Source organism: Gemmatimonadaceae bacterium (assembly GCA_020851035.1).
Lineage (GTDB): Bacteria > Gemmatimonadota > Gemmatimonadetes > Gemmatimonadales > Gemmatimonadaceae > JACMLX01.
Genome location: JADZDM010000003.1, coordinates 58,029 through 72,887 on the forward strand (window position 1 = coordinate 58,029; position 14,859 = coordinate 72,887).

A 14,859-nucleotide genomic window follows, 5' to 3' on the forward strand; every position below is an offset into this window, starting at 1 on the left:
TCAAGGGGACGGGGATCTTGAACGCCTCGCGCGGGAATGACACCAAGGGGACGGGGATCTTGACATCGTTTTCACGCAGCAGCCACGATCACGGCGGATGACCGGCACATGATGCGGGGCCGCCTGCTCCTGGCCGCGAGAAGCGCGGCGCTGCTGCTCGCGCTGGCGGCGTGTGGTGGTGAATCGGGCTCCGGCGTGGAGACGCCGCGCCAGGGCGCCGCGGCGGACGGTGGCACGCCGGCCGGCCCCCCGCTGTTCGAGCGACTCGGTGCCGAGGCCACGGGCATCGCATTCTCGAACGACCTGCCCGAGTCGCCCGAGTTCAACATCCTGAACTACCTGTACTACTTCAACGGTGGTGGCGTGGCCGTTGGCGACGTGAACGGCGACAGCCTTCCCGACCTCTACTTCTCGTCCAACGTCGGCTCGAACCGGCTGTACGTGAACAAGGGGAACTTCCGGTTCGAGGACGTGACGACGGCCGCCGGTGTGGCCGGACCATCGGGCTGGAAGAGCGGCGTCACGATGGCCGACGTGGACGGGGACGGCCGCCTCGACATCTACGTGTCGGCGGTGAGCTACCTCACCATGCAGGGCCGGAACATGCTGTACATCAACAACGGCGACGGCACCTTCACCGACCGCGCGAAGGCGCTGGGTGTGGATCACGCCGGCTACTCCACGCAGTCGGCGTTCTTCGACTACGATGCCGATGGCGACCTGGACCTCTTCCTGCTCAGCCACTCGACGCACACCGAGCGTGGCATCGGCAACTCGACGAGGCGCGACGTGCGCAATGCGCGCGCCGGCGGCCGCCTCTTCCGCAATGATGGCGCACGCTTCTCCGACGTGAGCGCGCAGGCCGGCATCTTCGGCGGCATCGAGGGCTACGGGCTGGGTGTGGTGGTGAGTGACCTGGACCAGGATGGCTGCCCCGACGTGTACGTGGCGAACGACTTCCAGGAGCAGGACTTCCTGTACCGCAACACCTGCCGCCGCACCTTCACCGAGTCGATCGCGAAGGCGACCGGGCACACCAGCCGCTTCTCGATGGGCGTGGACGCCGCGGACGTGAACAACGACGCGCTGCCCGACCTGGTGGTGGGCGACATGCTCCCGGAGCGCGAGGAGATCCTGAAGACCTCGGCCAGCTCGGAGGCCTACAGCCTCTTCCGGCTGCGCGTGAATGCCGGCTACCACCCGCAGTTCGCCCGGAACACGCTGCAGCTCAACCGCGGCGACGGCGAGTTCAGCGAGGTGGGTTTCCTGGCCGGCGTGGCGGCCACCGACTGGACCTGGTCGCTGCTGTTCGCGGACCTGGACAACGACGGGCGGAAGGACCTGTTCGTGACGAGCGGGATCTTCCGGCGCCCCAACGACCTCGATTACATCAACTACATCGGGAATGAGACGGTGCAGGCGTCGCTCGCCCGGGGCGTGACGCGCGAGAACCTGCCGCTGCTGCGGCAGATGCCCACCGTGCCGGTGATCAACCACGCGTACCGCAACGACGGCAACCTGCAGTTCACCGACGTGGCGACGGCGTGGGGGCTGGCGCGGCCGGGCTACTCGAATGGCGCCGCGTACGTGGACCTGGACAACGACGGTGCGCTGGACCTGGTGGTGAACAACTACGACGCGCCGGCGTCGGTCTACCGCAACCGGGCGCGCGAGCGCGCCGGCAACCACTGGCTCACGGTGGCGCTGCGTGGCGCCGGACGGAACACCGCCGGCATCGGGGCGAAGGTCTACGCCTGGCAACAGGGCGTGCCGCAGTTCCTCGAGCAGAGCCCCACGCGCGGATTCCAGTCGTCGGTGGACCAGCGGCTGCACTTCGGGCTCGGTGGCAACGCCACCATCGACTCGCTGGTGGTTATCTGGCCGGATGGCCGGTTCCAGGTGCAGGCCCGCGGGGCCGGTGATCGGCTGCTGGTGCTGGACCAGGCGAATGCGGCTGGTCGCTGGGACTATGCGGCGCGGCGCCGGGCCGCCCCGCTGTTCGCCGACGTGAGCGACAGCCTCCGCACCGGCTACGTGCATGTCGAGAACGACTTCAACGACATGGATCGTGAGCCGCTCATGCCGCACCTACTCTCGACGCAGGGACCGGCGCTGGCGGTGGGCGACCTGAATGGTGACGGACTCGATGACATGTACGTCGGCGGTGCCAAGTGGCAACCCGGCAAGCTGCTGGTGCAGCAGGCGAGTGGCGGCTTCGTGTCGGTCGACAGCGTGATGTTCGCCGGCGACAGCCTTGCCGAAGACGTCGATGCCGCGTTCACCGACGTCAACGGCGATGGCAAGCTCGACCTGTTCGTCGTCTCCGGTGGCAACGAGGCGTTCGGAAGCAACGAGTCGCTGCGCAACCGCCTGTACCTCAACGACGGCACGGGTCACTTCGCGAAGTCGGTGGATGGCCTTCCCATGCTCTTCGAGAACGGATCGTGTGTGGTGCCAGGCGACTTCAATGGCGACGGACACATGGACCTGTTCGTGGGCACGCGCGTGGTGGCGAGGCAGTACGGCGTGTCGCCGAAAAGTCACCTGCTTCAGGGTGATGGCAAGGGGAAGTTCAGCGACGTCACCGCAGCGCTCGCGCCGGGACTGCTGCAGGCTGGCATGGTGACATCCGGTGCGTGGCTGGACTATGATCGTGACGGGAAGCTCGACCTGATCGTCGCCGGCGAATGGATGCCGGTGCGCGTGTATCATCAGGAGCAGGGCACGCTGGTGGAGCGCACGCGCGAGGCAGGGCTGGCAGGGTCGGAAGGCTGGTGGAACTCGATCACCGCGGCCGACATCAATGGCGATGGCCGGACGGACCTGGTACTGGGCAACCTCGGGTTGAACACCTACCTGCGCGCGTCGGCCACCGAACCGGCGCAGATGTACGTGTTCGACTTCTTCGGCAATGGCACGATCGAGCAGGTGATCAGCTTCTACAAGCACGGCACCGCCTACCCACTCGCCACGCGTGACGAGCTGACGAAGCTGATGCCGCAGCTCCGCGCGAAGTACACGTCGTACCGCGCATTCGGCGCCAGCACGGTGCCGCAGATCCTGCCGGCCGACGAGCTGGCGAAGGCCACCGTGCTGGTGGCGCGCACCTTCGCGAGTTCGGTGGCCATCGCGAACGCTGACGGCCGCTTCGCGCTGCAACCGCTGCCGGTGGAGGCGCAGTTCGCGCCGGTGTACGCCGCCGTCGCCCGCGACCTCGATGGTGACGGCAGGGTGGACCTGCTGCTGGGCGGCAACTTCATGGGGCACCCGCCGATGATCGGCCAGTCGGACGCCAGCTACGGGCTGCTGCTCCACGGCTCGGGCACCGGCACGTTCAGCGCCCTCGACATGGCCCGCAGCGGGGTGCGGATCCGTGGCGAGGTGCGGCACATGGCACCGCTGCGCACCGCGTCCGGCCGCACCATCATCGTCGTGGCACGCAACAACGACCGCCTGACCTTCATCCGCGCGCGGCCGTAGTCACCGCGCCCCTTCCCGGGGACCGAGAGATGCGAACCCTTCTTGCAGCCATGACGTGCGTCGCAGTGTTCACCACCGGGTGCAGCGGTGCCGGTACCCCGGCCGGGAAGCCGGCCGACAGCGCCGGAGCTGCGCAGGCCGTCGACCGTGGCATCCACCCCGAGTGGTCGCGGAACGCCGTGATCTACGAGGTGAACATCCGGCAATACACGCCTGAGGGAACGTTCGCCGCGTTCACGAAGCAGCTGCCCCGCATCCGGGCGCTCGGCGTGGACATCCTCTGGATCATGCCGGTGCAGCCGATCGGCACGGTCAACCGCAAGGGTACGCTGGGCAGCTACTACTCCATCCGCGACTACACGGCGGTCAACCCCGAGTTCGGCACCGAGGCTGACTTCACGGCGATGGTGGCGGCGGCGCACGCGCAGGGGTTCAAGGTGATCCTCGACTGGGTCGCGAACCACACCGCGTTCGACCACGAGTGGACGGTGTCGCACCGGGACTGGTACACGCTGCGCAAGGATGGCACGATCTCGCGCGCGGTGGACCAGGAGGGAAAGGAGACCGACTGGAGCGACGTGGCGGACCTGAACTACGGCAGCACGGCCATGCGCCAGGCGATGATCGCGGAGATGAAGTGGTGGGTGGACTCGACCGGCATCGATGGCTTCCGGTGCGACGTGGCCGGCTTCGTCCCCTACGATTTCTGGGCCGACGCGCGCCGGGCGCTGCTGGCGGCGAAGCCGGACCTGTTCTTCCTGGCCGAATGGGAGGACCCGAAGCTGCACGCCTCGTTCGACATGACCTACGGGTGGGGGCTGCTGCACCTGATGAACGACGTGGCCTCGGGCAAACAGAAGACGCCGGCGCTGGACAGGTACTTCGCCGAGTTCGAGGCGACGTTCCCGGCGGGGGCGTACCGCATGTACATGACGTCGAACCACGACGAGAACAGCTGGCAGGGCACCGAGTTCGAGCGCATGGGCGCCAACCACCAGGCGGCGTACGTGCTGGGCGCGACGGTGCAGCGCTCGATGCCGCTGCTCTACTCGGGGCAGGAGGTGAGCCTGAACCGACGGCTGGCCTTCTTCGAGAAGGACTCGATCGACTGGACGGGACCCTCCCTGGCGGAGTTCTACCGGGCGATCTTCGACCTGCGCCACACGCAGGAGGTGTTGTGGAACGGCCCGTGGGGCGCCCCGCAGGTGCAGCTCGCCACCGACGGCGGCGACCGCACCTGGGCCTTCACCCGCACGCGCGGGGAGAAGAGCGTGGCGGTGCTGGTCAACTTCGGTGACACGACAGTCTCCGTGAAGTACACGGGGCTTCCAGTCGCCGGCACCTACACCGACTGGTTCACGAAGGCGTCCGTTCCGCTCGCGGCTGCCGGCACGATCGAGATTCCGGCGCATGGGTACCGGGTGCTCGTCAAGTAGTTCTGTCGTTCGGCATCCTGAACGGCTTGATGCAAAGGCGCAAAGGGACGCGAAGGACGCGAAGAGTCCTGGCGCACGGCAGCACCCTGCGACCGTGTCGGTGATGAATGCTCTGGGGAACTGCTCTTGCAGTTGCTGTTCCCAAAGCCGCCTCTATCCTGCGCGCGACGCGGGCGTCGCCCCACACGCAGATCCCTTTGCATCCTTCGCGCCCTTTGCGCCGTTGCGTCGAAGCAGTTGCTCCTACGTTGCTGACCGGAGTCGAACCGCGTAGTCGGAATCGATGAGGATGTCCGCCCGCGGCGCCTGTGCCGCGATGATGCGATGCTCGATGTCGAGCACCTGCTCCACGAACGGGTCATCGACGTCTCGCGCGCGGAGCTGCCGGCGCTGCCGGGTGTCGAGGTAGGTGGCCTCGAGGAAGATCCGGATGTCGGCGTCGTCGAGCAGCAGCGCGAACGTGCCCTCCACCACCAGCACCTGCGTGGCGCTGAAGTCCAGCACCTGTGTCAGGAAGCGGTTGCCCGGGTAGTCCACCACCGGGGCCGTCACCGACGGGGCTCCGGCGCGGAACGCGGCGATGTGGGCCGCGATCAGGTCCATCTGCACCTCCTGCGGGCCGACGCTGGTGATGTCGGCCACGCGGAAGTCATGGTTCGTGCGCGGCGGGCGCACGAAGTAGTTGTCCTGGTGGATGATCGCCGAGGCGATCCCCGCCTCGTCGAGCATGGCGGCGAGGTCGATGGCGGTGACCGACTTGCCACTCCCCGACTCCCCGGCCACCGCGATCACCGTGCGTCCGGCGCGAGGGAGGCCGAAGTGCGTGCGCAGGAGTGCCAGCAGCGACTCGGCGCGCTGGCGGTATGCCGTCGCCGGCCGTGACCGTCCCGGGTCCCGCGTCATGCCGGGAACGGCGCGTGCGTCGCGCGACGGGCGGTGGTGCAGCGGGAAGCGGTCACGCGGGCCTCGGCGGGGTCGGGATGTGGGCGGGACTGGACGGTCATTTACTCCCGTGGCGGGGGCGGGGCAAGCGGGCCGCGCCCGATGGACGCCGCGGCCCGGCACGCCGGCCTCGATTGCGCCCCGACCGCTGGTCGTGACACTGCCCCCTGCGTACACTGGCTGCGACACCGCCCCGGGCGGCACGGCGACCCGTCGCCGCCACGATCACGCGAACGAGGCTCCACCGATGTCCACGGCGTCCAGTTTCCCGAAACCGAAGCTCACGTTCGGCCAGATCGTGAACATGAACATCGGCTTCTTCGGCATCCAGTACAGCTTCGGGCTGCAGCAGGGCAACATGAGCCCGATCTACCGCTACCTCGGCGCGGACGAGGCCAGCCTGCCGTTCCTCTACCTCGCCGGCCCGATCACGGGGCTCATCGTGCAGCCGATCATCGGCGCCATGAGCGACCGGACGCTCAGCCCGCGCGGGCGCCGCACGCCGTACTTCCTGATCGGCGCCATCCTCTGCTCGCTGTCGCTCTTCGCGATGCCGTTCAGCCGCACCCTCTGGATGGCCGCCGGCATCCTCTGGATCCTCGATGCGGCGAACAACATCACCATGGAGCCGTACCGCGCGTACGTCTCCGACCGCCTCGAAGGCTCGCAGACCTCGCTCGGCTTCCTCACGCAAAGTGCGTTCACGGGGCTCGGCCAGACGCTCTCGTACATCACGCCGTCGCTGCTCGTGTTCATGGGCATGAACCGCGATGCCGTGAACGACCGCGGCATCCCGACCATCACGATGCTGGCGTTCATGATGGGCGCCGCCTTCTCGATCCTTTCCATCCTCTGGTCGGTGAAGACCACGCCGGAGCTGCCGCTCACGCCGGCGGAGCGCGCGAAGATCGAGGCGATGCCGAAGGGGTTCGGGCACACGCTGAAGGAGATCGTGGATGCGCTCCGCGACATGCCGTCGACGATGCGGCAGATGGCGGTGATGAAGTTCTTCCAGTGGTACGCCATGTTCTGCTACTGGATCTACATCTCGCCGGCGCTGGCGCTGACACTGTTCCAGACCAAGGATCCGCTCTCGCCCGGCTTCCGTGAGGCAGGGCTGGTGACGGGGCAGGTTGGGGCGTTCTACAACTTCGTCGCCTTCGTGGCCGCGTTCGCCATGATCCCCGTCACGCGGCGGATCGGCGCCAAGTGGATGCACGTCATCGCGCTGGTCTGCGCCTCGGCGGCGATGCTGGCGATCCCATCGATCCAGAGCCGCGCGCTGCTGTTCGTGCCGATGCTCGGCATCGGCCTCTGCTGGGGCAGCATGATGGGGAACCCTTACGTGATGCTCTCCGATTCGATCCCCAGGGACCGGGTCGGGGTGTACATGGGGGTGTTCAACATGTTCATCGTGATCCCGATGCTGATCCAGAACGTCACGGTGCCGTTCTACTACGACTCGCTGCTGGGCGGGAACCCGGCCAACGTGATCCGCCTGGCCGGCGCGCTGCTCGGCTGCGCCGCCGTGGCCTGCGCGTTCGTCACCGTCGCACCGTCGGCCCACGCGGGCGCGACGGAGCTTCCCAGGGGGGCAGGACATTGAGGCGTCTCACCGGAGTGGTGTTCATGGGGATTGTCAGCACGGTCACGCTGCCGGCCTGCACCACGGTCACGCAGACCTCGATCCAGATCGCGAAGAGCCCGGTGCCCGTCGCCGGCTATGACCCTGCGCACGACCTGGGGCCGCTGTTCCACGACGTGCAGATGGCGCACCTGTTTGCGGACTCCAAGACCTTCGTGGATGCGCGGCCGCTGGAGGCACCGGCCGCGCTGGCGGCCCGCTATGTGGCCGAGCGCAGCGCACCGGGCTTCGACCTGAAGGCGTTCGTGACGCGATGGTTCACCCAGCCGCTGCCGGCCGCGACGGTCACCGGCAGCGCAGCCTCCACCGGCATGGAGCAGCACATCCGCGACCTCTGGCCGCTGCTGACGCGCGAGGCCGATGCGCCCGATCCACGCGCGTCGCTGATCCCGCTGCCCAAGCCGTACGTGGTGCCGGGCGGGCGCTTCCGTGAGGTGTACTACTGGGATTCGTATTTCACGATGCTCGGCCTGATCGAGAGCCGCCGCACGGACCTGGTGGGGAGCATGCTCGACAACTTCGCGCACCTCATCACCACCCTCGGCCACATCCCGAATGGCAACCGCACGTACTACCTGAGCCGCAGCCAGCCCCCGTACTTCGCCGCGATGGTGGGACTGTACGCCACGGCCACCGACACCACGCAGGCGCTGCGCTTCCTGGACGCGATGGAGGCGGAGCATGCCTTCTGGATGGAAGGGGCGGATTCGCTGAAGGCGGGCACGGCACACCGTCGCGTGGTCCGGCTGCGCAACGGCGCCCTGCTCAACCGGTACTGGGACGACCGCCCCGAGCCACGTCCCGAGTCATATCGCGAGGACTACGCCCTCGGCATCACGGTGCCGGAGGCGCGCCGCGAGGCGTTCTACACCAACATCCGCGCTGCGGCGGAAAGCGGCTGGGACTTCTCGAGCCGCTGGATGCGCGACACCACCGACCTCCGCACGCTCGAGACGACCGACCTCGCGGCAGTGGACCTCAACAGCCTGATGTACCACATGGAGCGCACCATCGCGGCGCTGCGACGGTTCCGCCATGCCGAGGGTGATGCCGCCGTCGCGGCGCGGTACGAGGCGGCGTCGGTGGCACGGCGCGAGGCGCTGCTGGCGACGATGTGGGACGCCAGGTCCGGCTTCTTCTACGACGTGCGCTGGCGCAGCGGGGAACGCGTCACCGACCGGCCCACGATGGCGGCCGCCGCGCCGCTCTTCTTCGGCCTCGCGACGGCCGAGCAGGGGCGTGCGGTGGCGCAGCGGCTGGAGCGGGACTTCCTGCGCCCCGGTGGCTTCGTCACGACCACCATCCGCTCGGGGCAGCAGTGGGACGCACCGAACGGCTGGCCGCCGCTGCAGTGGGTGGCGATGGAAGGCGTGCGCCGGTACGGTCGCGCCGACCTGGCCGACCAGGCGCGTGATCGCTGGCTCGCGCTCGGCCGCCGCACGTATGCCGCCGTCGGCAAGATGACGGAGAAATACGACGTGCTGGACCTCTCGCGGCCGGCCGGCGGCGGCGAGTATCCCACGCAGGACGGGTTCGGCTGGACGAACGGCGTGGCGCTGGCGCTGTCCGCACTCGGCACCCTGCGGTGAGGCGACTGTTCTGGATCGGCGTGGCGGGGCTGCTGCTGCTGGAGGCGGCGCTGGTCTACTTCATCATGCCGATGCCCGGCAGCCAGCGGATGCGCAGCATCGAGTTCGCGTACGCGCTCTACACCTGGCGATGGTGGCTGCGGGCGCTGTCCGGCGCGCTGCTGCTTGGTGGTATGCTGCCGGCGCTTGGCGCCCGGGCCGGACGGGTGGCGGTGCCGGTGGCGCTGGTGGCACTCGCCGCGGTGGCCTACGTCGTGAACTTCCGGATGGCTGCCGACCAGATGTTCCTGCAGCCGACGGTCGTGCGCATGGAGCCCGCGTCGCGCAACACGGTCGCGCCGGACCGGCTGGTCGTCGGCATCGAGCTCGATGGCCAGGCGCGTGCCTACCCGTTGCAGTTCATCGGCTACCACCACCAGGTGCGTGACACGATTGCCGGCCAGCCGGTGCTCGTCAGCTACTGCACCGTGTGCCGGACCGGGCGTGTCTTCCGGCCCACGGTGCACGACACGCTCGAGACCTTCCGCCTCGTCGGCATGGACCACTTCAATGCCATGTTCGAGGACCGCCGCACGGGGAGCTGGTGGCGCCAGGCCAACGGCGAGGCCGTGATCGGACCGCTGAAGGGGGTCGCGATGCCCGAGCTGCCGAGCGTGCAGGTGGCGCTCAAGCAGTGGCTGGCGCTGTACCCGAACTCGCTGGTGATGCAGGCCGACACCACGTTCAGCAGCGAGTACGCGAAGGACTACGCGTACGAGCGGGGGACGAAGACCGGGGGCCTCACCGGCACCGACACCGTGAGCTGGAACGACAAGGCGTGGGTGGTCGGCGTGGCGCAGGGCGGGCAGGCGCGCGCATACGACTGGAAGCGGCTCCGGCGCGAGCGCGTCATCAACGACGTGGTCGGCGGCGTGCCGATCGTGCTGGCGCTCGGCCCTGACAGCGTGAGCTTCTTCGCGTTCCGGCGCCCCGACGTGGCGGCGACGTTCGCGCTGCGCGGCGACTCGCTGGTGACGTCCGCTGGCGCGGCCTGGGCGCTCAATGGGCGCGGTGCCGCCGGTCGGCTGCCGGCGATCAACGCCAGCCAGGAATTCTGGCACAGCTGGCGCACCTTCCAGCCGACGACCACGCGGTACTGAGCCCCGCGCGACCGGCACCCGGCACCCGTGTGTCTCGCGCCTCACGGCGTATCTTTGGGGCATGACCGCGGCATCCCACTTCCTGCCGGCGCCAGCTCGTGCCGCCTCCGCCGGCCATCATCGGCTGCGCGGGGCACGCCGGCTCGGTGCCGGCCTGCTGGCGCTCCTGCTCGCGGCCTGTGGCGGCGGCGCGGGCGTCGGCGCCGACTCGGCTGCGGGCTGGGGCGAGGCGAGCCAGGTGAAGGGCAACACGGCGCGCATGGCCGAGTCGCTGGCGGTGATCAACGCGAGGGCATATGCGGCCGCAGCGGGCAACCCGTTCCTGAACGACGCGCGCGCCAGGGCGCTCCAGGCCCAGCTCGCGGGCCAGCCGGCGACCGAGGCGCTGGAACTGCGGTTCGCACTGGCCGAGGAGCAGCTGAAGGCCGGCCGCACCACGGACGCCATCGACGGGCTCGAGGCGCTGGTGAAGGCCAGCGGCATCTCGTGGGACAGCATCGCACCGCACCAGAAGCCGTTCTTCGACCTGCTGGCGGTGGCGTACATGCGGCTGGGCGAGCAGCAGAACTGCCTCGTCAACGACATCGCGAACATCTGCATCCTGCCGCTGCGGGGCGGAGCGCGGCACTCGAAGCAGGCGGGCGCGCGGGGCGCGATCCAGCGCTACACGGCGCTGCTGCGCCAGTATCCCGATGATCGCGGCTCGCAGTGGCTGCTGAACCTGGCCTGGCTGCAGGTGGGCGGGTATCCCGACAGCGTGCCGAAGTCGATGCGGATTCCCGGCCTCGCGACGACGAGCGTCGAGCGCAGCTTCCCCGAGTACGTGAACGTGGCCGGCACGGTGGGCCTGGCGGTGATGGGCCTGGCCGGCGGCGTGAACGTCGAGGATTTCAACGGCGACGGGCTGCTGGACCTGTTCACCACCGGCTGGGGGCCGCGTGACCCGGTGCACGTGTTCCTCGCCGACGGGAAGGGGGGCTACGCGGACCGGACGGCGGGAGCCGGACTCGCGCGGATCACGGGCGGGCTCAATGCGCTGCACGCCGACTACGACAACGATGGCGATGCGGATGTGCTGGTGCTGCGCGGCGCGTGGATGCGGGAGAGCGGGCCGTTTCCACTGTCGCTGCTGCGGAACCGGGGAGACGGCACCTTCGAGGACGTGACCTTCGACGCCGGGCTGTACTCCACCGGGCCCACCAACACGGCGCAGTTCGCGGACTTCAACCTCGACGGCCGGCTCGACCTCTTCGTCGGCTACGAGTCGTACTCGAAGCTCAACGGCGGGCCGTCACACCGCTCGAAGCTGTTCATGGGCCACGACGGCGGCGGCTTCACCGAGGTCTCGAAGGCGGTCGGCATCGACATCGACGACTTCGTGAAGGGCGCCGTGTGGGGTGACGTGAACAGCGACGGGCTGCCCGACCTGTACCTCTCGGTGCTGTACGGCCGGAACCGGCTCTACATGAATCGCGGCGGGACCTCCGCCGCCGACTGGCACTTCGAGGAGCGTGGGGCGCAGGCGGGCGTGCAGCTGCCGATCGCGTCGTTCACGGCGATGTTCCTCGACGTGGACAACGACGGCGACGAGGACCTGTTCGTGCCGAGCTACGACGTGAACACCACGATGCACGAGTTCGTGGCGCGCGAGTACCTCGGCCTGCCGCTCACCACGCGCATCGGGGACGTGGACGTGCACTTCGAGGATGCGCGACTGTTCCGCAACCGTGGTGACGGGACCTTCGAGGACATGACCGCGACGGCCGGCCTGGCGCGGCGCGTGCTGTTCGCCATGGGCAGCAACTTCGGTGACCTCGACAACGACGGCTGGCTGGACATCTACATGGGGACCGGCAATCCCGACCTGCGGTCGGTGATCCCGAACCGCATGTTCCGCAACGTGGGTGGCGCCCGCTTCGACGAGGTCACGCTGCCGGGCGGGTTCGGCCACCTGCAGAAGGGCCATGGGGTGGCGTTCGCGGACATGGACCGTGACGGCGACCAGGATATCTTCGCGATGCAGGGTGGGGCCTACGAGGGAGACGTCTCCACCAGCGTGCTGTTCCGCAATCCCGGCTGGGCGGGCACGCACTGGATCACGCTCGACCTGGAGGGGCACACCGCCAACCGGTCCGCGATCGGGGCGCGCATCGAGGTGGTGGTGGAGGATTCAGCGGGGGGCGTGCGCTCGCTGCACCGCACGGTGCGCACCGGCGGCTCGTTTGGCGCCGGGCCGATGCAGGTGCATGTCGGGCTGGGGCATGCGGCGCGCATCCGCGAGGTGCGCGTGCAATGGCCGGATGTCGCCCGCACGCGCACCGTCTATCCCAGGCTGGCGATGGACGGGTTCTACCACCTGGTGCAAGGGGCGCAGCCGGTGGCGCTGCTGCGCGAACGGGTCCCGTTCCGCACGGTGGCGGGGCCGCAGCCGACGATGACGATGCCCGGCATGTGACGGGTGGTGCGCCGGGCGACGGCGCACCACCGTACTGCGGCCGCGCTCAGGCGGCTGGCGGCGGCTCCATCCCCGCCATCACGCCGTCCAGTCCCGGCCACGACTCGGCCGCGTAGCGGTGGATCGTGCGCAGGTACCGCACCCCCTCCTCGCCATGGGCGGCCACGCAGGCCGCGGCCGCCTTTTCCACCATCGCCGCCTCGCAGTACGGCGGCTCGACGCTGTCGTCGATGCGGCCGTTCTCGTGCTTCACGCCGGCGGCATCGAGGAAGCTGGCCTGGATGGCCGGCTCGAGGTCCACGTAGAGGGTCTGCATCAGGCCCAGCTCGTCCTGGGCCGACTCGACCTTGAGGCGCACGACTTCCTTCGCGAGCCGGTCGGCGGGCCAGTTCTGGAAGCTGGCGGGGCGGAAGCCGCCACCGCGGGCGCAGAGGCGCTGGATGAAGATGGCGCGGGCATCGCGCTGCGTCTTGATCTCGTAGGTCACGAGTGCGACGCGGCGTTCCGCGGGCAGGGACCGGTAGGGTGACAGAGGTGGCATGGCACAAAAATTAACCGGCCCCGGGCGGCGGCGCGCCGGAAATGTCTCGGGCGCGGCTTCACAATGTTCAGCACGGTGGCGAACTTTGCCCGCTGATGCTGCCGGCCCGGCGCCGGCTCCCGTCCCCCGATGCCGGCGCGGGCGCGCGGCACCCCCCACGCACAGGACGCCACGATGGAGCGAAAGCGGCTGAATTTCCGGCAGCTTTTCAACATGAGTTTCGGGTTCCTCGGCATCCAGTTCGGCTGGGGACTGCAGCTCGCCAACATGTCGGCCGTCTACGAGCGGCTCGGCGCCAAGCCGGATGAAGTCCCGCTGCTCTGGCTGGCGGCCCCGATCACCGGCCTGCTCGTCCAGCCGGTGATCGGCGCGCTCAGCGACCGCACCTGGGGCAAGCTCGGGCGCCGCCGGCCGTACTTCCTGACCGGCGCCATCCTCGCCTCGATCGCGCTGTTCATCATGCCGACGTCGACGTCGCTCTGGATGGCCGCCAGCCTGCTCTGGATGCTCGACGGCTCGATCAACGTCGCGATGGAGCCGTTCCGCGCCTTCGTGGCCGACAAGCTGGCCGCCTCGCAGCGCACGGCCGGCTTCCTGATGCAGTCCCTCATGATCGGCATCGGTGCCAGCTTCGCGAATGCGATGCCGTTCGTGCTCGGCAAGCTGGGTGTGGTGGGCAACACGGCGAGTGGGATCCCGATGACGGTGAAGTACTCGTTCCAGTTCGGCGCGGTGGTGTTCCTGCTGGCCGTGCTCTGGACCGTGTTCACCACCGACGAATATCCACCCGACGACATGGCGGCGTTCGAGCGCAAGAAGAAGGAGGGTCTCGGCGCCGGCGCGGTGCTCGCGGAAGTCGTCGAGGCGGTCAAGGACATGCCGAAGACCATGCGGCAGCTCGCCGTGGTGCAGCTCTTCACCTGGCTTGGCCTGTTCTGCATGTGGCTGTTCTTCGTGCCCGCGACGGCGCGTCATGTGTTCGGCGCCACCGATCCCAAGTCGGCGCTGTATGCGCAGGGCATGGAGTGGGGCGGCTTCCTCTTCTCGTTCTACTCCATCACCTGCTTCGTGGTGGCGCTGGTGCTGGCCCGCGCGGCGGCAGCGACCAGCCGCAAGACGGTGCACGCCGGCGCGTTGCTGTGCGGCGCGGCAGGCCTGCTGTCGGTGTACGTGATCCACAACCAGTACCTGCTGATCGCGAGCATGGTCGGTGTGGGAATCGCGTGGGCGTCGATCCTGTCCATGCCCTACGCCATGCTGTCGAACGCGCTGCCTGCACATCGGATGGGTGTGTACATGGGCGTGTTCAACTTCTTCATCGTGCTGCCGGAGATCTTCGCGGCGCTCACGTTCGGGCCGATCACGCGCGCGCTGTTCGGTGCCGACAACCCGAACACGCCGTTGTACGTGGTGATGGCCGGTGGCCTGTGCATGGTCGCGGCGGCGATCGCCGTCACGTTCGTGGAGGACAACGGGCCGCGCGAAGGGGCCGTGCTGGAGACGGAAGAGACGGGAGTGGTGCCGCAGGAGATGCTCGGCACTGGCTGACGACGCGGTGGCGACTGCGAGCTGCGTCGTCGCCACTGTCAGCGTTTGGAGGACTTTCACGGTCGTCCAGCCCGCGTAGGTTGA

At 68.8% G+C, this 14,859-nt stretch carries 9 protein-coding genes; 7 read left to right on the top strand and 2 right to left on the bottom strand.

Features of this window, described 5'->3' with window-relative positions:
- The first annotated feature begins 108 nt into the window (after positions 1-108).
- Both IT355_02800 and IT355_02805 read left to right on the top strand, forming a co-directional pair.
- Positions 109-3,480, top strand: a complete 3,372-nt coding sequence (locus IT355_02800; protein MCC7052167.1) for a VCBS repeat-containing protein — start codon at positions 109-111, stop codon at positions 3,478-3,480.
- A 50-nt stretch (positions 3,481-3,530) separates the two neighbouring features.
- Positions 3,531-4,916: an alpha amylase C-terminal domain-containing protein gene (locus tag IT355_02805; GenBank protein ID MCC7052168.1), complete on the top strand. Its 1,386-nt coding sequence runs from the start codon at positions 3,531-3,533 to the stop codon at positions 4,914-4,916.
- 243 nt (positions 4,917-5,159) lie between these two features.
- Here the strand turns inward: IT355_02805 and IT355_02810 are convergent, their stop codons facing one another.
- Positions 5,160-5,819, bottom strand: coding sequence for a hypothetical protein (locus IT355_02810; GenBank protein MCC7052169.1), 660 nt, complete (start codon positions 5,817-5,819; stop codon positions 5,160-5,162).
- Between the two features lie 286 nt (positions 5,820-6,105).
- Here IT355_02810 and IT355_02815 point away from each other — a divergent pair, with 286 nt between their 5' ends.
- The 4 genes from IT355_02815 (at position 6,106) to IT355_02830 (ending at position 12,686) form a co-directional block, all read left to right on the top strand.
- A complete protein-coding gene (locus IT355_02815; protein MCC7052170.1) occupies positions 6,106-7,464 on the top strand; it encodes an MFS transporter in 1,359 nt (452 codons plus the stop codon).
- Positions 7,465-7,487: 23 nt separating this feature from the next.
- On the top strand, positions 7,488-9,092 hold the full coding sequence (gene treA / locus IT355_02820) for an alpha,alpha-trehalase TreA (protein MCC7052171.1): 1,605 nt from the start codon (positions 7,488-7,490) through the stop codon (positions 9,090-9,092).
- A complete protein-coding gene (locus tag IT355_02825; protein ID MCC7052172.1) occupies positions 9,089-10,231 on the top strand; it encodes a DUF3179 domain-containing protein in 1,143 nt (380 codons plus the stop codon). The genes treA and IT355_02825 overlap by 4 nt, the downstream gene beginning before the upstream one ends.
- 61 nt (positions 10,232-10,292) lie before the next feature.
- Positions 10,293-12,686 (top strand): VCBS repeat-containing protein, encoded by a 2,394-nt coding sequence (locus tag IT355_02830; GenBank protein ID MCC7052173.1) that lies wholly within the window; start codon positions 10,293-10,295, stop codon positions 12,684-12,686.
- Between the two features lie 46 nt (positions 12,687-12,732).
- Here IT355_02830 and IT355_02835 read toward each other — a convergent pair whose 3' ends face one another.
- Positions 12,733-13,227 (bottom strand): hypothetical protein, encoded by a 495-nt coding sequence (locus tag IT355_02835; GenBank protein ID MCC7052174.1) that lies wholly within the window; start codon positions 13,225-13,227, stop codon positions 12,733-12,735.
- A 213-nt stretch (positions 13,228-13,440) separates the two neighbouring features.
- Here IT355_02835 and IT355_02840 point away from each other — a divergent pair, with 213 nt between their 5' ends.
- On the top strand, positions 13,441-14,775 hold the full coding sequence (locus IT355_02840; protein MCC7052175.1) for an MFS transporter: 1,335 nt from the start codon (positions 13,441-13,443) through the stop codon (positions 14,773-14,775).
- The last annotated feature ends 84 nt before the right edge of the window (positions 14,776-14,859 follow it).

What these genes read in the sequence shown, in the direction of transcription:
- IT355_02800 (MCC7052167.1), top strand. Translation starts at nt 109, where the DNA reads ATGATGCGGGGCCGCCTGCTCCTGGCCGCGAGAAGCGCGGCGCTGCTG.
- IT355_02805 (MCC7052168.1), top strand. Translation starts at nt 3,531, where the DNA reads ATGACGTGCGTCGCAGTGTTCACCACCGGGTGCAGCGGTGCCGGTACC.
- IT355_02810 (MCC7052169.1), bottom strand. Translation starts at nt 5,819, where the DNA reads ATGACGCGGGACCCGGGACGGTCACGGCCGGCGACGGCATACCGCCAG.
- IT355_02815 (MCC7052170.1), top strand. Translation starts at nt 6,106, where the DNA reads ATGTCCACGGCGTCCAGTTTCCCGAAACCGAAGCTCACGTTCGGCCAG.
- treA (MCC7052171.1), top strand. Translation starts at nt 7,488, where the DNA reads ATGGGGATTGTCAGCACGGTCACGCTGCCGGCCTGCACCACGGTCACG.
- IT355_02830 (MCC7052173.1), top strand. Translation starts at nt 10,293, where the DNA reads ATGACCGCGGCATCCCACTTCCTGCCGGCGCCAGCTCGTGCCGCCTCC.
- IT355_02835 (MCC7052174.1), bottom strand. Translation starts at nt 13,227, where the DNA reads ATGCCACCTCTGTCACCCTACCGGTCCCTGCCCGCGGAACGCCGCGTC.
- IT355_02840 (MCC7052175.1), top strand. Translation starts at nt 13,441, where the DNA reads ATGAGTTTCGGGTTCCTCGGCATCCAGTTCGGCTGGGGACTGCAGCTC.